This is a genomic window from Metabacillus niabensis (assembly GCF_902829255.1).
In the GTDB taxonomy this organism is placed as follows: Bacteria; Bacillota; Bacilli; order Bacillales; family Bacillaceae; genus Metabacillus; species Metabacillus niabensis.
The window spans coordinates 75,322-98,680 of record NZ_CADEPK010000353.1; the positions used below are offsets into that span (position 1 = coordinate 75,322).

General features: G+C 38.1%; 21 protein-coding genes. 8 read left to right on the plus strand and 13 right to left on the minus strand.

All coding sequences use genetic code 11. The features are described from left to right. Window positions 1-6: 6 nt before the first annotated feature. From HU235_RS20235 to HU235_RS20260, 7 genes are all read right to left on the minus strand, one after another. Complete coding sequence (locus HU235_RS20235) at window positions 7-483, minus strand: DUF2975 domain-containing protein (RefSeq protein ID WP_174881380.1); 477 nt, start codon at window positions 481-483, stop codon at window positions 7-9. A gap of 451 nt (window positions 484-934) precedes the next feature. Further along, the gene (locus HU235_RS25315; RefSeq protein ID WP_267905726.1) at window positions 935-1,063 is read right to left on the minus strand and encodes a hypothetical protein; all 129 of its coding nucleotides are present in this window, start codon (window positions 1,061-1,063) and stop codon (window positions 935-937) included. Between the two features lie 11 nt (window positions 1,064-1,074). Then, window positions 1,075-1,308 carry a heavy-metal-associated domain-containing protein gene (locus HU235_RS20240; protein WP_095299417.1) on the minus strand — a complete coding sequence of 78 codons (234 nt, stop codon included), beginning with the start codon at window positions 1,306-1,308 and terminating at the stop codon, window positions 1,075-1,077. Between the two features lie 22 nt (window positions 1,309-1,330). Continuing rightward, window positions 1,331-1,819 (minus strand): helical membrane plugin domain-containing protein, encoded by a 489-nt coding sequence (locus HU235_RS20245; RefSeq protein ID WP_174881381.1) that lies wholly within the window; start codon window positions 1,817-1,819, stop codon window positions 1,331-1,333. Continuing rightward, window positions 1,794-4,781, minus strand: coding sequence for a formate dehydrogenase subunit alpha (fdhF, locus tag HU235_RS20250; RefSeq protein ID WP_174881382.1), 2,988 nt, complete (start codon window positions 4,779-4,781; stop codon window positions 1,794-1,796). The genes HU235_RS20245 and fdhF overlap by 26 nt, the downstream gene beginning before the upstream one ends. A 271-nt stretch (window positions 4,782-5,052) precedes the next feature. Beyond that, window positions 5,053-5,814 carry a class I SAM-dependent methyltransferase gene (locus HU235_RS20255; protein ID WP_370877268.1) on the minus strand — a complete coding sequence of 254 codons (762 nt, stop codon included), beginning with the start codon at window positions 5,812-5,814 and terminating at the stop codon, window positions 5,053-5,055. Between the two features lie 95 nt (window positions 5,815-5,909). Beyond that, a complete protein-coding gene (locus HU235_RS20260) occupies window positions 5,910-6,437 on the minus strand; it encodes a YjdJ family protein (protein ID WP_174881384.1) in 528 nt (175 codons plus the stop codon). Window positions 6,438-6,656: 219 nt separating this feature from the next. On the opposite strand from HU235_RS20260, the gene HU235_RS20265 reads away from it, so the two are divergent. Continuing rightward, entirely contained in the window at window positions 6,657-7,517 is an 861-nt protein-coding gene (locus HU235_RS20265; RefSeq protein WP_174881385.1) for an AraC family transcriptional regulator, read from the plus strand. 96 nt (window positions 7,518-7,613) lie between these two features. Here the strand turns inward: HU235_RS20265 and HU235_RS20270 are convergent, their stop codons facing one another. After that, window positions 7,614-8,513, minus strand: coding sequence for a M23 family metallopeptidase (locus tag HU235_RS20270; protein ID WP_174881386.1), 900 nt, complete (start codon window positions 8,511-8,513; stop codon window positions 7,614-7,616). Between the two features lie 163 nt (window positions 8,514-8,676). Here HU235_RS20270 and HU235_RS20275 point away from each other — a divergent pair, with 163 nt between their 5' ends. Continuing rightward, window positions 8,677-8,808 (plus strand): DUF4023 domain-containing protein, encoded by a 132-nt coding sequence (locus HU235_RS20275; RefSeq protein WP_095299392.1) that lies wholly within the window; start codon window positions 8,677-8,679, stop codon window positions 8,806-8,808. Between the two features lie 109 nt (window positions 8,809-8,917). Then, on the plus strand, window positions 8,918-9,904 hold the full coding sequence (locus tag HU235_RS20280) for a LysM peptidoglycan-binding domain-containing protein (protein ID WP_174881387.1): 987 nt from the start codon (window positions 8,918-8,920) through the stop codon (window positions 9,902-9,904). Window positions 9,905-9,953: 49 nt separating this feature from the next. Here HU235_RS20280 and HU235_RS20285 read toward each other — a convergent pair whose 3' ends face one another. Genes HU235_RS20285 through HU235_RS20295 form a run of 3 tightly spaced genes read right to left on the minus strand, consistent with a single transcriptional unit; the run spans window position 9,954 to window position 14,010 of the window. After that, a complete protein-coding gene (locus tag HU235_RS20285) occupies window positions 9,954-11,810 on the minus strand; it encodes an ABC transporter ATP-binding protein (RefSeq protein WP_174881388.1) in 1,857 nt (618 codons plus the stop codon). After that, on the minus strand, window positions 11,807-13,531 hold the full coding sequence (locus HU235_RS20290; RefSeq protein ID WP_174881389.1) for an ABC transporter ATP-binding protein: 1,725 nt from the start codon (window positions 13,529-13,531) through the stop codon (window positions 11,807-11,809). Before HU235_RS20290 ends, HU235_RS20285 begins: the two co-directional genes overlap by 4 nt. 2 nt (window positions 13,532-13,533) lie before the next feature. Beyond that, complete coding sequence (locus HU235_RS20295) at window positions 13,534-14,010, minus strand: MarR family winged helix-turn-helix transcriptional regulator (RefSeq protein WP_174881390.1); 477 nt, start codon at window positions 14,008-14,010, stop codon at window positions 13,534-13,536. A 285-nt stretch (window positions 14,011-14,295) separates the two neighbouring features. On the opposite strand from HU235_RS20295, the gene HU235_RS20300 reads away from it, so the two are divergent. The 4 genes from HU235_RS20300 to gnd all read left to right on the plus strand — a co-directional run bounded on the left by HU235_RS20300 (window position 14,296) and on the right by gnd (window position 19,417). Continuing rightward, the gene (locus HU235_RS20300; protein WP_174881391.1) at window positions 14,296-15,027 is read left to right on the plus strand and encodes a GntR family transcriptional regulator; all 732 of its coding nucleotides are present in this window, start codon (window positions 14,296-14,298) and stop codon (window positions 15,025-15,027) included. Next, on the plus strand, window positions 15,020-16,555 hold the full coding sequence (gene gntK, locus HU235_RS20305; protein ID WP_174881392.1) for a gluconokinase: 1,536 nt from the start codon (window positions 15,020-15,022) through the stop codon (window positions 16,553-16,555). Before HU235_RS20300 ends, gntK begins: the two co-directional genes overlap by 8 nt. A gap of 23 nt (window positions 16,556-16,578) precedes the next feature. Next, complete coding sequence (locus HU235_RS20310) at window positions 16,579-17,925, plus strand: GntP family permease (protein WP_095299382.1); 1,347 nt, start codon at window positions 16,579-16,581, stop codon at window positions 17,923-17,925. A gap of 88 nt (window positions 17,926-18,013) precedes the next feature. Then, on the plus strand, window positions 18,014-19,417 hold the full coding sequence (gene gnd, locus HU235_RS20315) for a decarboxylating NADP(+)-dependent phosphogluconate dehydrogenase (RefSeq protein WP_095299380.1): 1,404 nt from the start codon (window positions 18,014-18,016) through the stop codon (window positions 19,415-19,417). A 79-nt stretch (window positions 19,418-19,496) separates the two neighbouring features. Here the strand turns inward: gnd and HU235_RS20320 are convergent, their stop codons facing one another. Both HU235_RS20320 and HU235_RS20325 read right to left on the minus strand, forming a co-directional pair. Then, the gene (locus HU235_RS20320; RefSeq protein ID WP_174881393.1) at window positions 19,497-21,023 is read right to left on the minus strand and encodes a multicopper oxidase family protein; all 1,527 of its coding nucleotides are present in this window, start codon (window positions 21,021-21,023) and stop codon (window positions 19,497-19,499) included. A 133-nt stretch (window positions 21,024-21,156) separates the two neighbouring features. Continuing rightward, a complete protein-coding gene (locus HU235_RS20325) occupies window positions 21,157-22,095 on the minus strand; it encodes an AAA family ATPase (RefSeq protein WP_095299376.1) in 939 nt (312 codons plus the stop codon). Window positions 22,096-22,368: 273 nt separating this feature from the next. Between HU235_RS20325 and HU235_RS20330 the strand changes: the two genes are divergently transcribed. Beyond that, entirely contained in the window at window positions 22,369-23,355 is a 987-nt protein-coding gene (locus tag HU235_RS20330; protein WP_174881394.1) for an ABC transporter substrate-binding protein, read from the plus strand. Window positions 23,356-23,359: the final 4 nt, after the last annotated feature.

Below are 23,359 nucleotides of genomic sequence, written 5' to 3' on the forward strand. Positions count from 1 at the left end.
ATCACCTCAGACTACTAAGTCATTTTCAGATTTTATATCAATCGCTTCTTGTAAAAGCCTTTGAAGAACTGCAGCAAATACCGCAATGACCAGCGAAGCAAAGATAGGGACCATTCCGAATATGATAAGTCCTGGCGCATCGTCTTTCTCTGCTACGAGATAAACAAATGGCATCAATACGACATACAAGCTACTGATAGTAACTGCACAATATTTGATATTTTTTAAAGCTTTCACAGAAATTTGTGAAAAGGCTTTGTTCTCGTCAATATAATTTAAAAGTCGAAAGGCATTATACAATGCAAAATAAAACGGGATCGCCGACACATACATACCAATTAAAATTGGATAAAGTAAATAAGCATAAGCTGGATTTACCGGATTATTCATTAGCTTAATCAAGCCAAATATGCACAAAGCAAGAACTGGAGTTCCAATTAGAAAAACAGCTATTTTTAAAAAGAGTGTAGAACCAGATTTCATAAAAAAAGCACCTCACTTGTTTATTTTCAAATTGATTATAATACACGATTTATCGTTTTACAATAAAAAGTTATTGTATTTAATGATATTATTATTGTTCAATAGTAGTTATCTAGAACTATTCACATGTCCTCAATATTGAAATTGAGTATAACTTCCTAATGAAATTTTGCGCGGCGGAAAACCTTTATTGTGTTTCCATATGATGACCTTAAGAGGTTAAAATCTTTATATAAAGTGGTTAATTAGGGAGTATGAACCTGATTCATGCTTGTACATCTTTTCTCTATACACTTGTTGTTATAATAACAACTAAAATATTTCTCCAAATTCGTATTTTTATCCTAAAATACACAAGACTTACTCGAATATATAAAAATAAAAGGCAACGGAAAACTTCATTATTTTTCCATCACCTTTATTTTTAGATTAAGCAACTATTATTGAGCGATTATTCTTCCTGCTCTTCAACATCAACATACCTGTCTTTCATACAATTATCGCAAACACCATAGATGTCATACGCCTCTTCCTCCTGGTGTTCCTCTGTTCTTCCGCAAACCTCACAAATTTTCGGCATACTATCACCTCTTATTGTTTAATTGGTCCTTCTTCATTCCTCACTTCAAAGCCGCTATCAACAATTGCCTGGTGAAAGTCTTGGATGGAGGCAGCCTTTTCATCATAGGAAATCGTTGCTTCACCCTTATCGAGCTGAATCTCGACATTGCGAATTCCCCACACATCATGTAACGTTTCACTTACTCTTTTCGCATCCTCTGGTGTGTTCATATCTTTTAGGGAAATCGTTTTTTTCACTACCATCTTTAACACCCCTTTGTCTACGTTAATGAAACGACTTTTGATTCGTATTAAATTCCTTGCCCATCCCTTGGAGGAAGCCTGTCATGGTTGCGATAGAGGCAAGAACATCCGGATCATTCATTGATTTAATGAGCCTCCATTTGCTTACCTTGCCGTCTTGTTCACCCATTTGGTCTAAGCCGCTCATAACAGCACTCATCAATGTATTTACCTTTTCTGGGTCCATTTCACCAACGAGCTTTACCATGTTAATTGCATTTTTGATCGTGTTGTGCATGTTCGGTTGATTTAATTGTCCCATAGCAAGGACACCAACCTTTTCACGCGTTTTTAATAATCCCTTCACTGCATCTAACACACCTGTGCTATGCAGCTCTTGAAGGATTTCCAGGCTAGTTGTTATTGCCTCGCGATTATTTGCGATTAACGACATAATTTCACCTATTGCTTCAGCCTGTTCCTCCGCTTTCGTCGGTACCCTTTTTTCAATGTGATGAATAGGCTTGGCCATCATCTGTTCCCTCACTTTCCATCATCTCAGGGATTTGTATGAAATCACGGCGATTCCACTTTTTCTCAACCTCTACACCAATATGTGGCTGACGATTACCAAAGCGATAGTTTTCCTTAATGATCGGTGAAGGACCTTCAGCCTCGAGCACCTCCATCTTGACGTGCATCTCTTTGTAGTTAGGTGTATGTGTAATTTTATCGTGATAGCTACTTGTTAATTTGTTCACTGCCGACTCATCACTTCGTGTATTCATCGGTAAATAAAGTTGTTTTCCTTTTACAAGATCAGTTACCCAAACTCTAATCTTTACTTCACCATACGGAGAAATTAATTTCACCAATGCCCCTGTCTTTATCCCTCTTTCCTCTGCTAGCTCAGGAGACACCTCAAGCCAAGGATCTGGAACCTTTTTCGCAATCCCTTCGACGCGATACGTCATATTGCCTTCATGGAAATGCTCAAGCATCCGTCCGTTATTTAAATGCAAATCATACTCTTCTCCAACCTCAAGCGGCTCCGTCCATTCAACAGGGAAGAGACGCGCTAAGCCATCTGGGAAGCCGAACTTATCTTCATAAAGAAGCGGTGTGTCTGTTCCATCAGCAGCAACTGGCCATACGAGACTATTCCAGTTTTCAAGGCGTTCATAGCTTACTCCTGCAAAGATTGGCGCAAGACTAGCTGCCTCTGCCATAATTTCACCTGGATGTGCATAATTCCAATTTGCCCCTAGTGCATTTGCAATTTCTTGAAAAATCACCCAATCAGGCTTACTATCACCAAGTGGCTCAAATACTTGGTAAAGCCGTTGAATTCGGCGTTCAGTATTTGTAAACGTTCCTTCCTTTTCTAGGCTTGGTGAAGCTGGAAGAACAACATCTGCATACTTCGCCGTTTTTGAAAGGAAGATGTCCTGAACAACGAAGAAATCAAGCTTTTCAAACGCATTTTCTACATAATTAATGTTTGAGTCTACTAGCCCCATTTCTTCACCGAATAAATACATTGCCTTTACCTTTCCATCCATAATTGCCTCTACAATTTGGTGGTTATTTAAGCCAGGCTTTTTCGGGATTTCTGTCCCCCATTTTTTTTCATAACGAGCTCTTACCTTATCATTTTCAACTGGCTCATAGCCTGGCAACCATGCAGGCATTGTTCCAAAGTCACATGCCCCTTGAACATTGTTATGCCCACGCAATGGATAAGCACCACAACCTGGCTTTGCATAATTTCCTGTCACTAATAAAAGATTCGAAATCGCTGTACTTGTATCAGATCCACCCATATGTTGAGTAACACCCATTGCCCAAAGAATACAGACAGTTTTTGCCTCATGAATCATTGTTGCGAGCTGAATAAGCTCTTCCTTGCTAACACCTGTTTTTTCCTCTGCATATTCGAGAGTGAATTTATCTAATGATGAAACATATTCCTCATAGCCTTTTACCCGTTTTTGTAAAAATTCTTGATCCTGCCAACCCTGTTCGATAATATATTTCGTTATCGCATTTAACATGACTAAATCACTACCAGGGTTTGGATGGATTTTAAAATCAGCCATTTGTGCCAGCTCATGCTCACGTATATCAGCAACAACAATTTTTTGTCCATGAAGCTTATGAGCGCGCTTCACCCGAGTTGCAAGCACAGGATGTGATTCAGCGGGGTTAGCCCCAATAACAAAGACGAGGTCAGAACTTGCAATATCCTTCATCGTTCCAGAATCACCACCATAGCCAACCGTCCGCATTAAGCCTGTTGTTGCAGGTGATTGACAATACCGTGAGCAATTGTCAACATTATTCGTCTTGAATATTGAACGGGCTAACTTCTGGAAAAGATAGTTTTCTTCATTTGTACATTTTGACGAGGCAATAAACCCTAATGATTCAGGACCATGCTCATCCATTGTTGTTTTAAGCTTTGATGCAACAAGAGCAATTGCTTCCTCCCAAGTAGCTTCAACAAACATATCTCCCTGACGGATAAGCGGCTTCGTCAGACGGTCCTCACTATTAACAAAGTCCCAGCCGAATTTCCCCTTCACACACGTAGAAATTCCATTCACTGGTGCTTCAGCTTGTGGCTGTATTTTTAAAATATCCCGATCCTTTGTCCAAACCTCAAAGCTGCAGCCAACTCCACAGTAGGTACAAACAGTTTTAGTTCGTTTAACCCTATCCTCCCGCATCGTTGCTTCAATATTTGATATCGTAAATATCTCTTTGTAGCCTGGCTCTACCTCTTTTGTAAGGTCAATCATCGGTTCAAGAATATCCTTTGGAATCCCTGTCATATAGCCTGCTTTTCCAAGCATCGATTTTTCCATTAATGCATTACAAGGGCAAACCGTTACACAATGGCCACATGATACACATGATGATTCGTTTATCGGGACATCATTATCCCAAATCACTCTTGGGCGTTCCCGTTCCCAATCAATACTTAACACTTCACTCACTTGAACATCCTGACATGCTTCCACACACATTCCACATAAAATACATTGGTCCGGTTCATAGCGATACATTGGATGTGAGTTGTCTGCAGGGTATGGTTTTGGTTCAAATGGATATTTTTGATGCTCTATGCCGAGATGCTCTGCGGTATTATGTACTTCACAATTCCCATTGTTATTATCACAAACCGTACAATAAAGCTCGTGATTTTTTAAAATTCGCGACATCGCTTCATGCTGCGCAGCTTGTGTTTTTTGTGAATTTGTATTAACCTTCATTTCTGGCTCTGCCTTTGTTGCACAAGCTCTTTTTAACTCTCCATTTATCTCAACCATACAGGTATCACATGTTTGCAATACACCAACTCCAACCTGTGGCTGATATGAACAAATTCCAGGTATGTATAAGTCACTATGATTTTTCGCAATTTCAAAGATCGATTGCTCAGAGCTGGCCTCATATGTCTTCCCGTTTATTTCAATCGAGAATGTTTTCAAAGATTCATGCCTCCTTCTAATGTTTATTTTCTAATACTATTTTTCACTATTTTTTAACTGATATACTCAAATTCTCCTTGTCTCTCTGTCTTTATACTCATTCATACAAAATAAATGGAATCCATGATATAACGAATGACTTATTTCTAAGCTCTGTTGCTTTTTATTAGCGGTTGTTTTATTAATGATGCAGTGCTCACTTTCTGCACCAATCACCCTTTAAAAAGCAATAACAAAAAGACCTTCCGACTAGGAAGGCCTTTCACATGAACTATTTCGCTTTTGCCAGCACCATAAAGCGATGCTGTGTAAAATCAATATAACCCTTTTGCTCAATTTTCTGATGAATCTTATATAAACTAGGTAGGAAGGCTTCAACATCAAAATTAGGGACTTGCCAAGGAATGGCTTTTAAATAATAAACCAATGCGCCAACATCATAAAACCGTTGAGCTGGATAATCCTCACAAGCTTTTATCACTTCAAAATTATATGTCTTTAACTCTTTTAAAGCTGCTTTTAAGCTCCAATCAGCATATTCATGGTTAATCGAGACACCTAACATCTCATTTATCCCTTTACAGTCAAGACCACCAACCTGTTGCGTTAAAAACATTCCATCGTTTTTGAGAATCCTTCTTACTTCCTTCGCTGAAAAGGATTCATGTTGATTCAGAATAAGGTCAAACTGTCCTGTCTGAAATGGAAGCCTATTATCCTCTTCTATCTGAACCACCTTTACTCCTAATGGTGTTAAACGAGCTTTTGCAATTGTTACATTAGGCAAATAGCTTTCTGTTGCATAAACGGAAGGTGGAAAAGGTCTTAACGATTCTAAAAACTCTCCACCACCTGTTCCCATATCTAACATAGATGATGCCTGTTGAATCGCTCGAATAGCCATACTTCCATATGACCATGGCAATGGCTCACTTCTCATTCTGCCTGAATCTGTAATATACGAAAAATCCCAGCCGACAAATGGTTCATCAGCCTGTTTAATAAAAGCACGAAATGAATGATCCATTATGATTCCCTCCAAATTTATTGTTAACGTTATAAAAATTTGTCTATTTGGAGGACCTCTTTGTGATACGAAAAATTGTTATGTATCATGTTCTTTTCTGTTCATTTTTCATCTCCGTTTAACATATTTTCATTAAATTTAGTAAAGTGGGGTTTTATAAATTTGGTTGCTGCAACATAACTAAGCATTGCCAAGCCAAGTAGTAAAAAGCAATAGTGGAAGCTTTTTAATCCTACTGTTGGCGAATTTGCTATTACAGAACTCCCACAAAGAAGAAGCAGCCCAAGACTAGTTAAAAGCACCGTGAACATGCCATTACGCCTGAATAGTATAGAGCTTAATAAAACGATAATGTACATACCACTAAAAAACATCATGAGCGGGAATAGCGGTAGAAACTTTGCTGCGTATACAACATGATCAATAGGTAATATATCATTTGCTTGTTCCACCGAACCGTTCATCATCCGAGAAAATATTGCTGAATATTTCCATTCCCATGGATTATCTAAAATCTGACTACCTTCATACCAAGCTGCAGCAGTTGAGATAAGGAATAAAAGAAAAGCTGTTCCTAATTGAGTCCATTTACTTAACAACACGCTCAAATCCCTCGATTCTATTTGCATTTATATTCTTCTTAATAAGACGAATCCCATCGAACAAAGTTCCTTTTTCTAACAATTTTATTTGTACCATTTCTGTAATATTATTACAATTATTTTATCGTCTAAGTCAATAAAACTTAAGTTTTATCCTATACAATCGTTCGAACTGTCTAAGGTGAGCATAAATTGACAGGATGGATTTCATTTATGCTGCTACAATTTTGTTAGGAGTTGAGAAGCATGGCACTAGTTGAATCATTACAAAAGGCAATCGATTATATGGAGGACCATTTATTAGAAGATATCAAAATTGAAGATATCGCAAAGGAAGCTAATATTTCGCCGTTCCATTTCCAGCGTACGTTTATTATTCTGACAGATATATCAATCGGAGAATATATACGCCGGCGCCGTTTGACATTAGCTGCTCAAGAATTAATAAGTACAAACAGAAAAGTTATCGATCTTGCCTACCGCTACGGCTATGAAACTCCCGAGGCTTTTTCAAAGGCTTTTCGAAAGCAGCATAAGATTACTCCAACTGAAGCGCGAAAAGGGTTTGGAAGGCTGCAAGCTTATAATCGCCTAACAATACAGGTTAGTCTGAAAGGAGCAGATCCCATGAATTATCGAATGATTGAAAGAAACGCCTTTCAAGTGGTCGGTGTCAAGCGTACATGTACTACAGAGACAACAAATGAAGGTTTACCAGGTATTACAGATTTTTGGGCTGATATGCATCAACAAGGTGTAATCAAACAATTACTTGAGCAAAATGACGGGCAAATAAAAGGATTATTAGGTATTAATGACTGCTACAATGATGAACAAAATACGCTTGATTATTGGATTGCAACTGAACATAAAGGAAGCGTACCAGAAGGCATGAGTGCGTTTCATTTTCCAGCTTCAAAATGGGTCGTGTTTGAGGTACGCGGCCCCGTACCAGATGCTTTTATTCAAACATGGCGCAGCATTTATTCAGAATGGTTCCCGTCGAATAGGTATGAGCCAGCAGACATCGCTGGATTTGAGCTTTATATAAGCGAGGATGTTAATCAACCAGATTCGATAAATGAGATTTGGATTGCAATTAAATAAGCTGTAAATTGCTAAGGGCAGGTTTTGTTAACCTGCCTTTAGTTCGTCCTTATCTTTCGTATTACTGTTGATTTTGCTCTCCTTAAAATCCTACTCCTACCAAACTAAACTATTTCTGACGAGAAATTTACCATCGAATCGGATCGGGACTCCCTTACCATCCTTTTCTGCGTGAATATGTAAATGTGGTTCGGTTGTATTACCCGAATTGCCGACAAGACCAATCGGTTGACCTGTCTTTACAGCATCACCTGCTTCCACAAGAATACTCCCTTTTTTCATATGAGCAATAAGGATAGTTGTATTCTCATTTTTACAGTTGATTTTGACATAATTCCCTTCCGGATTTTTCAGATCAGCCTTCGGTGGAGCTAAATCCGGTAAATCATTTCTTGCTTCGATAATTTCACCAGTACAAGGACTATATAATGTATCCTCATAAATTTCATATTTAGACAGCTGCTCAGGGTATATGCCCGTTGCTCTCATCCCAAATTGATTCAGTTTCAAAACATCTAGTGCATACTTTTGCTCTGGATAAGATTGATGATAATTCAATTGCACATGATTCCCACCTTGACCAACATAATACCACCCATCCTTCAATGGGAAGTCAAGTTCGATCGCTTGCTCATTTGTTGAAAATCCGTTAAATACCCATACATTATACATACCGAAGATACTGATTAACAAAACACTAATTCCAAGTGAAAGCTTTTGCTTACCAGTATCATTCAGCCAAAATGATAACTCGCGAGCCTTTCTCCATGAAATAATGAAGACAACAATAAATAAAAGAACCCAAGCAAACCGCAGGTAATAACTAAACCAGCTCCATGGCGATGAAAAAAATCCCCAGCTTATTACTAAAAGTGCCAGTAACCCATGTAATATCCAATCAAGCCTACTTTGATATTTTCCTCTCCATAATGAATAAATAAAATAAGCTGGCAGGATAAACTGGACGACAATTAATTGTAATATAGCAACTATCATTTTTTATCTCCTTTATATAAGAACAAATGTTATTAATGCATACGAGTGAAAAACCGATAAGTTCCTTTTAAATCTCATCCTTATTTCATTTTAGCTTCATGAAAATGAATGAATTCATCGTCTCAGGATACATTAACAAAGAGGTTATTAAAGGAGGATTCACATGGAAAACACACATGAATTTGTAGAAAAATTACACGAAGATCAAGCTAAGGCAAGACAAAACGAAAAACGCCAAAGCAAAGCACAGGCTAATCGTAAATTACCAAATAAACAGCATAGCACGAATAAGTAATGTCCATTTGGCTGCTAATCTGCAGCCTATTTTCTTATCTTACATTTTAAGAATCATACGATTTCAACTTTCCATTCTTCCAATAAATCGATTATGAGAGGTGAAGACAATGAAAAAGCATTTTCTACTCATCATTTGTCTGATTTATTGCCTAGTCATTGTAGCTAATTCTGCTTATGCTCAAAGACCGAGCAATCTTTACGAGGTAAAGCCTGATGATACGTTATCTAAAATCGCACAAAAATATCATACCTCTATAGCAGATCTTAAATTATACAATGGTTTGCAAGCAAATACCGTTACAGAAGGACAAAAGCTACTTGTTCCAATTACGTATACGGTTCGCTCTGGAGATACGCTAAAACATTTGTCTTCAACCTTTCAGCTATCAAGCGAGGCAATAAAAAAGGCAAACCGACTTTCTTCAGACCAACTACAAAAAGGGCAACAATTAAGGATTGTTCCTAAAAAGCTAAGCATGCATGGTCAGCATATTGTTATGACAAGGGAACAATTTAAAACGTGGCTAGAAAACAACACATTTAATCGCAAAATCACACTCATTCAGCATCATCACACATGGCTGCCATCATACAAGGATTTTACTGGAAATAACCATTTTGCAATGCTCGAGGGAATGGAAAATTTTCATAGAAAAAATATGAACTGGAAAACGATCGCTCAAAATCTTACAACATTTCCCGATGGGACTATTGCCGTCTCAAGGCCATTTAATATTGCCCCGGAAGGTTCAATTGGAAATAAAGCGAACGATGCCGGACTAATGATTGAAAATATCGGTAATTTCGATATCGGACATGACGTCATGACAAAGGAGCAAAAGGATACAATCGTCTACATGACAGCACTACTTTGTCTCAAATTTGGGTTAACCCCATCAATTGATAGCATTACCTACCATCATTGGTGGAATTTAAAAACCGGAGAAAGAGTATTAGACAATGCCAAAAGCTTTGACGTTAAAACATGCCCAGGCACCGGTTTTTTTGGCGGAAACACAACCACCAGTGCAAAAAAATACTTTTACCCACTCATCCAAAAGAAAATGAACGAAATCTCCTCTACTTTTGAATAAAATAGGAAAGGGACAGTCCCCAGTGGGGACTGTCCCTAATATCTCCTTCTTAACCTGCCACTTGTTGCTCGGAAAATTGGCTATTGTATAGGTCAGCATAAAAGCCTTTTTTCTCTAATAACTCTTCATGTGATCCTTGTTCAATAACCTTTCCTTGGTTCATAACGAGAATTAGGTCAGCATCTCGGATTGTTGAAAGACGATGAGCGATGACAAAGCTCGTTCTTCCTTCCAACAAACGATTCATAGCTTGCTGAATAAAAATCTCTGTTCGAGTATCAACACTTGATGTCGCCTCATCTAAAATCATCATTGGCGGGTTAGCTAAAACAGCTCTGGCAATCGTTAATAATTGTTTTTGACCTTGGGAAATATTCGATGCCTCTTCATTTAAGACCGTGTCATAGCCATCAGGCAATGTTCTAATAAAATGGTCGGCATGAGCAATTCGTGCTGCCTCAAATATTTCCTCATCTGTTGCCCCTTCCTTGCCATAAGCTAAATTCTCTTTAATCGTTCCATTAAAGAGCCAAGTATCCTGAAGAACCATCCCGAAGCTTTTTCTCAACTCACTTCGCGAAATTTCCCTCGTATCAATTCCATCAATTTTAATTTTTCCGTTGTTCACCTCATAGAAGCGCATCAATAAATTAATCATTGTCGTTTTCCCAGCACCAGTTGGCCCAACAATTGCAACCGTTTGACCAGGTGATACATGAAGATTCATATCGGTAATTAATAAATCATCACCATAACCAAAATCAACATGCTCAAAATCAACCTCACCTTTTGCATTTGTAAGAGTTGCTGTTGTAACTTCCTTCACTTCTTCCTCTTCATCTAAAAGCTCAAAGACACGTTCAGCAGCTGCAACTGTTGCTTGAACAATATTTGCAATGTTTGCCGTTTGCGTAAGCGGTTGGGTAAACTGCTTTGAATACGTAATAAATGCCTGAATATCCCCGATTGTAATCGCACGTTGGGTAACTAAAATCCCACCTACAACACTAATAACAACATAGCTGAGATTTCCGATAAAAAACATGAGCGGCATGATAATCCCTGAAACAAATTGTGCTTTGCTTCCCGCTTCATATAATTCTTCGTTAACGGCATCAAATTTAGCCCCTGCTTTTTTCTCATAGCCAAACGCTTTAACAACCTGATGACCGGTATACATTTCTTCAATATGACCATTTAGCTCACCAAGTGTCCGTTGCTGATCAGAAAAATGCTTTTGCGACCGTTTAAGAATTGGTCCAATCACAAAGAGTGAGATTGGCAATGTAATAACAGTAATTAATGTTAACAATGGACTGATTGTAAGCATCATAATGATAATCCCAACAATCGTAACAATCGACGTTATAAATTGTGTTAAGCTTTGCTGAAGCGTGCTACCGATTGTATCGATATCATTTGTTACCCGGCTAAGAATTTCACCATTTGTTCGTCCATCAAAATACTTCAACGGCAATCTTTCAAGCTTTTCATTCACATCTTCCCGTAAATCATATACTGTTTTCTGAGCAACACTAGACATAATATATTGTTGAACATAAGTAAATAAACTACTAAACACATATAATCCAGCTAAAAATAACAAAATCCGCCCAATCTCTGGAAAATCAATTGCCGCTCCTGAAACTCCCTGAAACTTCGCATAGGCTCCTTCAAACAGTAAGGTAATCGCGTCACCCATGATTTTCGGACCAACAATCGTAAAGACCGTACTTAAAATTGCCGCGATAAATACTGCAATTAATTGATTTCTTCTAGGCTTTAGATAGGTTAGAAGCCGACCAAGTGTCCCTTTGAAATTTTTCGGCTTTTGTCCCATCACCATCATGCCACCACCTGGACCATGACCAGGATGTCCGCCTTGAGGCTTTTTATGCTTACTCATGCAATCTCCTCCTCTGACAGCTGGGACTCTACAATCTCTCGGTAAACATCATTTGTTTCTAGCAGCTCTTGATGTGTTCCCATTCCTGCAATTTTCCCATTATCTAAAACAATAATTCGATCTGCATCAACAACTGTACTTACACGCTGAGCAACTAATAGCATCGTCGCATCACGTATCTCATCCTTCAATGCAGCTCGCAGCTTTGCATCTGTTTTAAAGTCTAGCGCAGAGAAGCTATCATCAAAGATATAAATATCCGGTTTACGGACAAGAGCTCTTGCAATCGATAGTCTTTGCTTTTGCCCTCCAGATAAATTCGAGCCACCTTGTTCAATTTCAGAATGATAGCCATCAGGCATTTTTTGAATGAAATCATCAGCTTGAGCAATTTTTGCTGCATGAATAATCTCATTCTCTGTTGCATCCTCTTTCCCGAACCGGATATTATCTGCAATCGTCCCTGTAAATATCACGGCTTTTTGTGGGACAAAGCCAATCTTTGAACGGATTTCTGCTTGAGAGGCATCGCGAATATCAACACCATTGACACGAATAACACCACTTGATACCTCATAAAATCGAGGAACTAGATTAACTAGCGTCGATTTTCCTGAACCCGTACCACCGATAATAGCAGTCACCTCACCTTGCTCAGCAGTAAAGCTAATGTTCGATAATGCAGGCTCCTCCGCTCCTGGATAACTGAATGACACGTTTTCAAATTCAAGCGTACCTTGCTTCTTATTTGCATGCGATGTTCCATTATCTTGGAAGGATGGCTTCATTTCAAGAACATCATTAATTCGCTTCGCTGATACAGCAGCTCTCGGAATCATGACAAACATCATCGATGCCATAACAAGCGCAAACATAATTTGCATCACATATTGGATAAATGCCATCAAATCACCAATTTGCATTGCACCGTTATCGATGCGAATTCCACCAAACCAAATGATAGCAACAACTGTTAAATTCATCACAAGCATCATTACAGGCATCATAAACGCCATTACTTTATTCACCTTGATCGAAACATCTGTTAAATCTCGATTTGCCCGCTTAAGACGTTGCTTTTCTTGCGTTTCCTTATTAAATGCACGAATTACGCGAATCCCTGTTAAATTTTCTCTAAAAACAAGATTCAATTGATCGAGTCGCTTTTGTACAAGCTGAAACAGCGGCATCCCGATCTTGAATATCAAAAGTATCGCACCAATTAAAACTGGCATTGTAACAAGTACAATTAGAGAAAGCTTCGGATCCTTTGATACCGCCATAATGATGCCCCCAATTAACATAATTGGAGCGCTAACGACCATACGCAGCATCATGATGACGACCTGCTGAACTTGGGTAATATCATTTGTCGTCCGTGTAATGAGTGAAGCTGTACCAACCTCATCAAATTCCTGTAAAGAAAAATTCTCGACATGATAAAAAACCTTTTTTCGAACATCTCTACCAAATCCCATTGCTGCACGGGACGAATAATAGCTTGCAACGACTGATGCCAACGCACCAATCGCTGAAACACCAAGCATCAAACCACCGATTTTCCAAATGTATGCCGTATCCCCTGATACAACTCCTTTATCAACAATATCGGCCATAAGTGTTGGTAAATATAACTCAGCCATCGATTGTAAAAAGATCAAACCTAATACAGCTAAAATCATCCATTTATAGGCTGTTAACTTCTTTAATAATTTGAACAATTTCAGTTTCCCCCCTTTTCATTACCTTGCCTTTCCAAAAAATCAGCTAGTTGACGATGTGCTTCAAGAAGACCTTCATACTGCTTCTCAGATAAAGTTTGGATTGCAGATTGAAAAATCTTAAACAACCCATCCTCACGATTATGAACTGATTTTAAAAACTCCACACCCTCATCTGTGATCATTAACTGTATTTCACGGCGATTCCCTTCCATCTGCGCTCGGCTTAAGTAATTCGCACGAACGAGTCCATCAACAGCTTGACTTAATGTACTTTTCGGAAAAAAGGTTACTTCTCCTACCTTTTTTTGTGACATTTTCGCGTATTGGGCAACCGTCGTCAAAATTGTATACTGTGGGACGGTTAATCCACTCTCGACAGCAGCTTTTTGGACATATCGCATAATGTTTTTTTGAACATGATAAAAGGATTGCAAAAGCTCGATTGCTCGAGGTAATTCTGAAGTTTCCTTTTCCATCATTATCACCATCTTCCATTTTCAAATTGTTCCATACCGAACTGTTTATATATGAACTTTAAACCATTTTAACTAATTAGTCAATCGATTCTCACTAAATTCTTCCTATCTATTAACCTTAAACTTATACGTCTAAAATCCTATTAAACAAAGGATTTCAACCCCTCCTTTCTAATTATGGCATTTTTACCCAGAAAAAACCTTTTGTAAAACGCTTGCAATGAGAATTATTTTAGATATAATACTTGTATACAAGTATACTTGAATAATAAGCAGGTGAAATACATGTCAGAATCAAAGGAATTACTTTATCCTTCAAAATGGCTTGCAAAGGCTTCCGCCGGTGACCGTGTTGCATATGAGCTAAGAATGCGAATTATTTCTGGCTTAATTGAAAGCGGTACCGTTCTATCTGAAAATAAATTAGCTGCTGATTTTGCGGTGAGTAGGTCTCCTATTCGGGATGCGCTAAAAATACTTGCCTCTGAAAATATCATTCGTTTAGAAAGAATGGGTGCAGTGGTTATTGGTCTAACCGAAAAGGAAATTGAAGAAATTTATGATGTTCGCTTACTTATTGAAACATTTGTATTTGAACGACTTGTCAAAATTGACACAACAGAGCTCGTTATCGAGCTTAGTAAAATATTAGAAATGATGAAGGTTGCCATTAAATATCACGATGCTGACGAATTTTCCTATCAGGATGTCCTGTTTCACGAAACGATTATTCGCTCAGTTAACCACTCATACATCCTTATGATTTGGGACAATTTAAAGCCAGTTATGGAAGGCTTTATTCTCATTTCAATGCGAACTCGTTTCAAAGAGAAGTATGAGGATTTTACAAGAATTATTAATAATCATGAGCTCTATTTGGAAGCGATTAAAACTCGAAATCGAGACCTCATGATTAAATCTTTACATGAAAACTTTGATGATGTTCAAGGAAAAGTTGAAGACCTATGGATGTCACAACAAATGTATTCCAAAGGAGTCGAACAAAATAATGACTAGCTATATGTTAGGTATTGATATTGGTACGACAAGTACAAAAGCTGTTTTATTTACTGAAGAGGGTAAAGTTATTGCAAATGAAAATATCGGTTACCCGCTTCATACCCCGGATATTTCGACAGCAGAACAAAATCCAAATGAAATTTTTCAAGCTGTTTTACAAGCGATTACATCGATCACGAAAAATCATTCTGAGAAAAAGATTGGCTTTGTTTCTTTCAGTAGTGCCATGCACAGTTTGATTGCAATTGGTCAGGATGATAAGCCGCTCACACCATGTATTACATGGGCTGATAATCGGAGTGAAGCATGGGCACATAAAATCAAGGATGAGTTAAACGGTCATCAAGTGTATAAGCGAACTGGTACACCAATTCATCCAATGTCACCTTTAACGAAAATTACTTGGATTGAGAATGACCGACGTGAAATCGCTAACAAGGTGAAAAAGTATATCGGAATTAAGGAATATATTTTCTTCAAGTTCTTTGACCAATATGTTGTTGATTATTCCCTTGCATCTGCTATGGGAATGATGAATTTGAAAACGTTAGATTGGGATGAAGAAGCATTAAGTATTGCGGGAATCACAAGCGATAAATTATCTGAGCTCGTACCAACTACAAAAATCTTTAGCAACTGCAAACCTGAGTTAGCAAAGCAAATCGGAATAGACCCTGAAACACCATTTGTTATTGGTGCAAGTGACGGTGTTTTATCAAACCTTGGTGTAAATGCAATTCGAAAAGGTGAAGTGGCCATTACGATTGGAACGAGCGGAGCGATTCGAACAATTATTGATAAGCCGCAGACAGATGATAAAGAACGAATTTTTTGTTACGCCTTAACTGAAAACCATTGGGTCATCGGTGGACCTGTTAACAATGGTGGAATGGTGCTTCGCTGGATACGAGATGAGCTTGCATCCTCTGAGGTGGAAACAGCGAAAAGATTAGGTATTGACCCATATGAGGTATTAACAAAAATCGCCGAGAGAGTTAGACCAGGCTCAGATGGGCTGCTATTTCACCCATACCTTGCCGGTGAACGTGCCCCATTATGGAATCCAGATGTCCGCGGTTCATTTTTCGGATTAACGATGTCACATAAAAAGGAGCATATGATTCGAGCTGCCTTAGAAGGTGTCATTTACAATTTATACACTGTGTTTCTTGCCTTAACAGAATGTATGGACGGTCCTGTAACACGGATTCAAGCAACAGGAGGCTTCGCAAGATCAGAGGTGTGGCGCCAAATGATGGCCGATATTTTTGAATCTGAAGTTGTCGTACCTGAAAGCTTTGAAAGCTCATGTCTTGGTGCTTGTATTTTAGGGCTTTATGCAACTGGAAAGATTGACAATTTTGAAATCGTTTCAGAAATGATTGGCAGCACTTACAAGCACTCTTCACAGGAAGAGGCTGCAAAGGAATACCGAGAATTGATGCCAATTTTCATTAATTTATCAAGAGTATTAACAGAAGATTATACGCGCATTGCGAATTATCAAAGAAGTTTACTCAACTAGAATAGACAATAGGAGGATTTATCATGCCATTAGTTATCGTAGCTATCGGAATCGTAGCATTACTCATTTTAATTATGGGATTGAAACTAAATACGTTTATTTCATTAATCATTGTTTCCTTCGGTGTTGCTTTAGCGCTTGGAATGCCACTTGATCAAATCGTTAAAACGATAGAGGCTGGATTAGGCGGAACACTCGGACATTTAGCATTAATCTTCGGACTTGGCGCGATGCTCGGAAGATTAATTGCTGACGCTGGTGGTGCACAACGAATTGCGATGACCCTTGTTAATAAATTCGGTGAAAAAAATATTCAATGGGCTGTCGTAGTAGCTTCATTCATTATTGGTGTTGCCTTATTCTTTGAAGTAGGACTAGTATTATTAATTCCAATTGTTTTTGCAATCTCGAAAGAATTAAAGGTTTCAGTCTTGTTCCTCGGAATTCCGATGGCAGCAGCATTGTCAGTCACACACGGATTTTTACCACCACACCCAGGTCCAACCGTAATTGCTGGTGAATATGGAGCAAACCTTGGTGAGGTATTACTTTACGGCTTTATTGTTGCTGTTCCTACTGTCATTTTAGCAGGTCCAGTATTTACAAAAATTGCGAAAAAGCTCGTTCCAAACTCTTTCACAAAAACAGGTAGTATTGCATCTTTAGGTGAACAAAAAACATTTAAATTAGAAGAAACACCTGGATTTGGTATTAGTGTATTTACAGCAATGCTTCCGGTTATCTTAATGTCAATTGCAACAATTATTAATTTACTTCAAAAAACAATGGGCTTTGAGGATAATAGTTTACTTGCTGCAATACGTTTTATTGGAGATGCTTCCACATCTATGCTAATCTCATTATTAGTTGCTGTTTATACAATGGGCTTAGCAAGAAAAATTCCAATCAAAACAGTAATGGAATCTTGTACAACCGCAATTACACATATCGGAATGATGTTATTAATTATTGGTGGTGGCGGTGCCTTCAAACAAGTGTTAATTGATGGCGGTGTTGGTGACTATGTTGCAGAGCTATTTAGCACAACAAATTTATCACCAATCTTGCTTGCATGGTTAATTGCTGCAATCCTTCGTATTTCATTAGGTTCAGCAACCGTTGCAGCATTAACAACTGCAGGACTTGTTATTCCAATGTTAGGTCAATCTGACGTGAATCTTGCTTTAGTTGTTCTGGCAACAGGAGCTGGTAGTGTCATTGCATCACATGTAAATGATGCGGGCTTCTGGATGTTTAAGGAATACTTCGGATTAAGCATGAAAGAAACATTTGCCACATGGACATTACTAGAAACAATCATTGCTGTAGCAGGATTAGGATTTACTTTATTACTAAGTTTATTTGTATAAGTCCATACTACTTATAGGTAAGGCAGTAAACCCCATTTTTTATATGAGGGTTTACTGCCTATTCATCTGAGAGAAAGGGAGTCATAAAATGGGAAATACAATTGGTGTTATCGGTCTAGGAGTTATGGGAAGTAATATCGCACTAAATATGGCGAATCATGGTGAAAAGGTTGCTGTCTATAATTACACGAGAGATTTAACAGACAAGCTCATGGAAAAAAGTGAGGCACAAGCACTTCATCCATATTATGAAGTTCAAGATTTTGTTCAATCTTTAGAGGTTCCACGTAAAATCTTTGTCATGGTTACTGCTGGAAAAGCAATTGATTCTGTTATTAGCTCTGTCGTTCCGTTCCTTGAGGAAGGCGATGTCATTATGGATGGCGGTAACTCCCACTATAAAGATACTGAGCGTCGCTATGATGAATTAAAAGCAAAAGGAATCGGCTATTTAGGCATCGGAATTTCCGGTGGTGAGGTCGGTGCATTAACTGGCCCTTCGATTATGCCTGGCGGAGATAAAGACGTTTACGATAAAGTAGCACCTATTTTAACAAAAATCGCTGCACAAGTTGATGGAGATCCTTGCTGTGTTTATATCGGTCCAAAGGGTGCCGGTCATTTTGTAAAAATGGTACATAACGGAATTGAATATGCTGATATGCAATTAATTGCTGAAGCATACACATTTTTACGAAACAGACTACATTTACAGGTTGATGAAATTGCTGAGATTTTTGAAACATGGAATAAAGGTGAGCTTAAAAGCTATTTAATCGAAATTACAGCTGAAATTTTAAGAAAAAAGGACGAATTAACAGGCCTTCCATTAATTGATGTCATCCTTGATAAAACTGGTCAAAAGGGTACAGGAAAATGGACAAGCATGCAGGCGATTGATAATGGAATTCCATCTTCCATCATTACTGAATCATTATTCGCCCGCTATATATCCTCGTTAAAAGAAGAACGTGTTCAAGCAGAGGACGTTTTAGCAGGTCCAGAACTAGAGCTACAAGAGCTTGATAAGGAGCAGTGGATTGAATATATTCGCCAAGCATTATACATGGGAAAAGTTTGTGCCTACACTCAAGGCTTTGCCCAATATAAAATGAGCTCTGACCTTTATAACTGGAATTTACCATTAAAGGATATCGCTCTTATCTTCCGTGGTGGATGTATCATTCGTGCAGACTTTTTGAATGTTATTAGCCAATCATTCAGTAAGCAAGAAAATTTATCGAATTTACTTCTTGCTCCATTCTTTGCTGAAAAGGTTAAGGAATACCAAATGGGATTACGTAAGGTTGTTAGCGATGGAGTTCTGTCTGGTATCTCGTTCCCATGCTTTAGCTCCTCACTTACTTACTATGATAGCTATCGCAATGGTCGCTCAAATGCTAGTCTGCTTCAGGCTCAACGCGATTACTTCGGCGCTCATACTTATGAGAGAATTGATCGTGAAGGTGTTTTCCATACAAACTGGCAATAAGAAGATTGATAAAAAAAGCTCTTATGAAGTGTTTAAGCTTCATAAGAGCTTTTCTTCTTATATTTGCTAGTCGGAACAATTAATCGATTATAAGATATGGCCGCATCATATCATAATCCTCATGCTCAAGAACGTGGCAATGCCACACATATTGACCTGAATAAGGAGCAAAACGGACAATAACACGAGTTACTTCACCAGAATGTGCAGCAACTGTATCCTTATATCCCCGTTCATTAAGTTCCGGAGGTCGAGCTGGCCCTGTATATTTGATTTCTCCAGTCTCATTATAATGCGCCAAATCAAATGGTCTCCGATCTAAAATTTGAAATTGAATTAAATGGAGATGTATTGGATGAGTAAAGCCCATGATATTAATAAATGACCATATTTCTGTCGTACCTAAACCTGGCTTCTCTGTAACTGGATCCGCCCATTTTTTCCCGTTAAGCAATGGAAGTGGACGACCATATTCATCCGTTGTTCCAGTTAACTTTAAATTCCGATGTGCAGTAATTCGATTTCCCTTAAGTGAAGGGATGTAAGATAAACGCTTTGGAATGTTGTTAGTACCCTCTTCTGAAAGAGGTAGGCTAACTTTAAATTTCATCACATCAAATGTTTCATCCTCAGGATCTGGATTTGGACCTAAATCATTTTTCAAAATAATCTCTTCACCAGCATAATTTGAAAAATCAATTAGTAAATCTGCTCGTTCCGCTGGCTCTAGTGTGAACCTATCAAGCTTCACTGGCTTACGCAATAACCCTCCATCTGTACCAATTTGAAAAAAGGATTGGCCTGAATCAAGGTATAATTGATAGGAACGGCCATTCGATGCATTCAATAGGCGGAATCGGTATAAACGGGGTTCAACCTCAAGATAAGGCCATACCTTGCCATTTACTAAAAGCGTATCACCTTGAAAAAACGGAACAATCGATGGATTTGGCAGATTTTCCGAGGCATTATCAGGCTGGTTAGGATAAAGCAAAGACCCATCATCATGAAAGGAACGATCTAATAGAATGAGAGGAATTTCATACTCCCCTTTTGGAAGCTTCAAGCTTTCCTCCCTTTTATCACGTAAAATATACATCCCAACAAGACCTGCATAGACGTTAAGCCTAGTCATCCCCATAGCATGATCATGGTACCATAACGTAGCTCCACGCTGATGATTTGGATAATGATAAATCTCCCTTTTGAAAAACGGACCTACATGTTGAAAGTCCTTTGTAAACCAAGCTTCTGGATAGCCGTCACTATCCGGCTCCGTCTCCATGCCATGTAAATGTGTCACCGTTCGAACTTCCGCATCATGCCCGTCATGAAAAATAGAATGATCGACCGGAAGGAAATGGTTATCTGGAAGCTGATTTATCCATTTCACATCAACAGGCTCCCCTTGTTTAACATCGAACAACGGGCCTGGGAACTGACGATTATACCCCCATAGTTTAGTTTCTTCTAAATCTCTATGCAGCTTTTGTGTAAACTCCTCCATCGTCACTTCATAATATGCTGTATGATTATCCTTCTTAAGAGGAGTAGCTACTGACATTTTAGGAAGCATATCAACAAATTTTTCAAGTTTTCTTGTCATCATACTCAACTCCACTCCATTATGCTCTATATAGTAGATGACAAAAATACCCATTTGTAGATAGGCTATTTCACTAAAAACACTTTATCGTAACGGCAAGAAATTTACGTCATTCTGTTTAGATGTATTTATCTTATAAACTGATTATCATCTCGTTCTTTTCTAATTGAATATTCTTTAATTCACTTTCCTTTTGGTCAATTTGGTTCGATAACTTTATTAAAATTTGATTTACTTTTTCATAATGCTCTCTTGTTTGTTTTAGTGATTCAGTAATCTTCCCTTGAACCATATAATCAGTGATAAATCCATCAAAGAAGAAATCAGCGAACTTTAGCATCTCAGATATATTTACTTCCACTTGAACAGCTTCTTTGACATCTAATAGTTCCTTTTGGAATTGGCGCATTCTTGTTTGAGCTTCATGTAAATCCTTTTCAGCTTGATCAATATGCTGATGCTTTACAAATCCTGATATTGTCCCCCCGCCGAACATGTCTAAAGCTCCCCAATTTTCTGCGTTTTCCAGCGATGTAATTGCTTGTTTAAGAGAATGCTTAACCCGCTCTCCAGCGATTTTTGCTTCTTCAAGCTCTGCTATGTATGCTTTTAAATTACCTTCCTTTTCACTTAATTCAAACACATCATTCGCATAAGACAACGAACTCGCTTTAATAAGAGTTTCTTTTTGCAGCAATAACTGCTGATATTCGTATTCCGTATTTTTTAAATGGAATAGCTTTTGCTTGAGCTTCTGTATTGCTTCTTCAATTTCCATTTTCGATTTTGCCGCCTCTTCAAGCTTATGCTGGGCAGCAAGCAAATCCTGTTTTTCCTTTGATAATTTATCATGCTTCGACCCAGATAATGTTGCAAATAAGTTCGTTAAGCTAAAGCCTTCTAGCTTCTCAACATCTACCTTCTCTGCCTTAAATTGGATTCTAAGCTCTGATAATCGTTCATCAAGTAGTTCTGCTTCCTTATAATAATCTGCTAGTTGGAGCTCATACTTCTCTTTCTTCCGTAAATCCCCTCGTATTTCAACTAGCCTTTCATTTATTTCTGTGAACATGGAGATCCCTCCTATTAGTACTAGTAATTAATACGCAAATAGGGGAAAAAGGTTTCATCAATCATCAGCCTTATTTCCTATCAATCTGCTACTCTAAATAATTTCCTTAATAAGCATTTCATAATTTCATATTGTGTAAGTTTTTCCAATAGGTTATCATTGATAATGATTATCGATATCACTTAGAGAATTACTTCTCATATAAATTACCGACCAACTAGTTGGAACTAAACAATCAAAAAAAATAAAATCTTTATACGACGGAGGATAAAAATGAAAGGGAAAAAATATTGGCTTTTAGGTGGAGCGGCATTACTAGCAATTAGCTTATCAGCATGTAGTGATAACAAGGAGACCACTCCTGCGACAGCAAAGGAGGATGTAACAACAGAAAAGGAAACAAAAGAAGGTCAAGCTACTGAACAGACTATTTCCTACTTAGGAGAAAATTATACGCTACCAGCGGAGGTTAATAATATTGTCACTGCTAGCCTTGAATCAATGGAGGATGCAGCAATTTTAGGGGTGAAACCAGTCGGTGTACTAGCGATTGCCAACGAAATTCCTACATATCTAGCAAATGAATTAGAAGGTGCAGAGTTAATCGGTGATAAATTCGCTCCAAATAACGAGGCTATCCTTGCATTAAAACCAGACGTCATTATCGGCTCATCAAAGTTTCAGGAGGAAGTTGTAACTCAATTAAATAAAATTCAAACGATGATCCCTTATTCTCATATTTCATCAAATTGGAAAGACAATTTAAAGCTATTAGGACAGCTTTCTGGAAAGGAATCTGAGGCTGATAGCATCATTGCTGATTATGAAAAAAAGGCAGCTGAGGCAAAGGAAAAAATAGAAGGCTCAATAAAGGATAAGCAAATCCTTATTATTCGTGTACGCCAAGGTATTATGAACGTTTATCCTGCAAATGTTTATTTAAATCCAGTACTATATGAAGATTTAGGTGCGCAAATTCCAGAGGTTATTAGCAACACAAAGGCACAGGCAGAAATTTCATTAGAGGCTTTAGCAGAGGTCAATCCAGATTATATCTTTTTACAATTTGAGACAAGTGAAAACAGTGAAAATCCAACTGCACTTGATGAATTAATGGAAAATCCAATTTTCCAAAGTATTGAGGCCGCAAAAAATGATCATGTTTTCGTAAATGTCGTTGATCCGTTAGCACAAGGTGGAACTGCTTGGTCAAAAGTTAAATTTCTAGATGCTGCCATCGAAAGCCTCTCAAAGGAATGACGAA

Excerpts from the sequence above, each read along its gene's own strand:
- HU235_RS20260 (WP_174881384.1), bottom strand. The coding sequence starts at position 6,437 with ATGCAAATAGAATCGAGGGATTTGAGCGTGTTGTTAAGTAAATGGACT.
- HU235_RS20245 (WP_174881381.1), bottom strand. The coding sequence starts at position 1,819 with ATGGCCAAGCCTATTCATCACATTGAAAAAAGGGTACCGACGAAAGCG.
- HU235_RS20325 (WP_095299376.1), bottom strand. The coding sequence starts at position 22,095 with ATGTTCACAGAAATAAATGAAAGGCTAGTTGAAATACGAGGGGATTTA.
- HU235_RS20330 (WP_174881394.1), top strand. The coding sequence starts at position 22,369 with ATGAAAGGGAAAAAATATTGGCTTTTAGGTGGAGCGGCATTACTAGCA.
- gntK (WP_174881392.1), top strand. The coding sequence starts at position 15,020 with ATGACTAGCTATATGTTAGGTATTGATATTGGTACGACAAGTACAAAA.
- HU235_RS20310 (WP_095299382.1), top strand. The coding sequence starts at position 16,579 with ATGCCATTAGTTATCGTAGCTATCGGAATCGTAGCATTACTCATTTTA.
- gnd (WP_095299380.1), top strand. The coding sequence starts at position 18,014 with ATGGGAAATACAATTGGTGTTATCGGTCTAGGAGTTATGGGAAGTAAT.
- HU235_RS20320 (WP_174881393.1), bottom strand. The coding sequence starts at position 21,023 with ATGACAAGAAAACTTGAAAAATTTGTTGATATGCTTCCTAAAATGTCA.
- HU235_RS20235 (WP_174881380.1), bottom strand. The coding sequence starts at position 483 with ATGAAATCTGGTTCTACACTCTTTTTAAAAATAGCTGTTTTTCTAATT.
- HU235_RS20275 (WP_095299392.1), top strand. The coding sequence starts at position 8,677 with ATGGAAAACACACATGAATTTGTAGAAAAATTACACGAAGATCAAGCT.
- HU235_RS20300 (WP_174881391.1), top strand. The coding sequence starts at position 14,296 with ATGTCAGAATCAAAGGAATTACTTTATCCTTCAAAATGGCTTGCAAAG.
- HU235_RS20265 (WP_174881385.1), top strand. The coding sequence starts at position 6,657 with ATGGCACTAGTTGAATCATTACAAAAGGCAATCGATTATATGGAGGAC.
- HU235_RS20280 (WP_174881387.1), top strand. The coding sequence starts at position 8,918 with ATGAAAAAGCATTTTCTACTCATCATTTGTCTGATTTATTGCCTAGTC.
- HU235_RS20240 (WP_095299417.1), bottom strand. The coding sequence starts at position 1,308 with ATGGTAGTGAAAAAAACGATTTCCCTAAAAGATATGAACACACCAGAG.
- HU235_RS20270 (WP_174881386.1), bottom strand. The coding sequence starts at position 8,513 with ATGATAGTTGCTATATTACAATTAATTGTCGTCCAGTTTATCCTGCCA.
- HU235_RS20285 (WP_174881388.1), bottom strand. The coding sequence starts at position 11,810 with ATGAGTAAGCATAAAAAGCCTCAAGGCGGACATCCTGGTCATGGTCCA.
- HU235_RS25315 (WP_267905726.1), bottom strand. The coding sequence starts at position 1,063 with ATGCCGAAAATTTGTGAGGTTTGCGGAAGAACAGAGGAACACCAGGAG.
- HU235_RS20295 (WP_174881390.1), bottom strand. The coding sequence starts at position 14,010 with ATGGAAAAGGAAACTTCAGAATTACCTCGAGCAATCGAGCTTTTGCAA.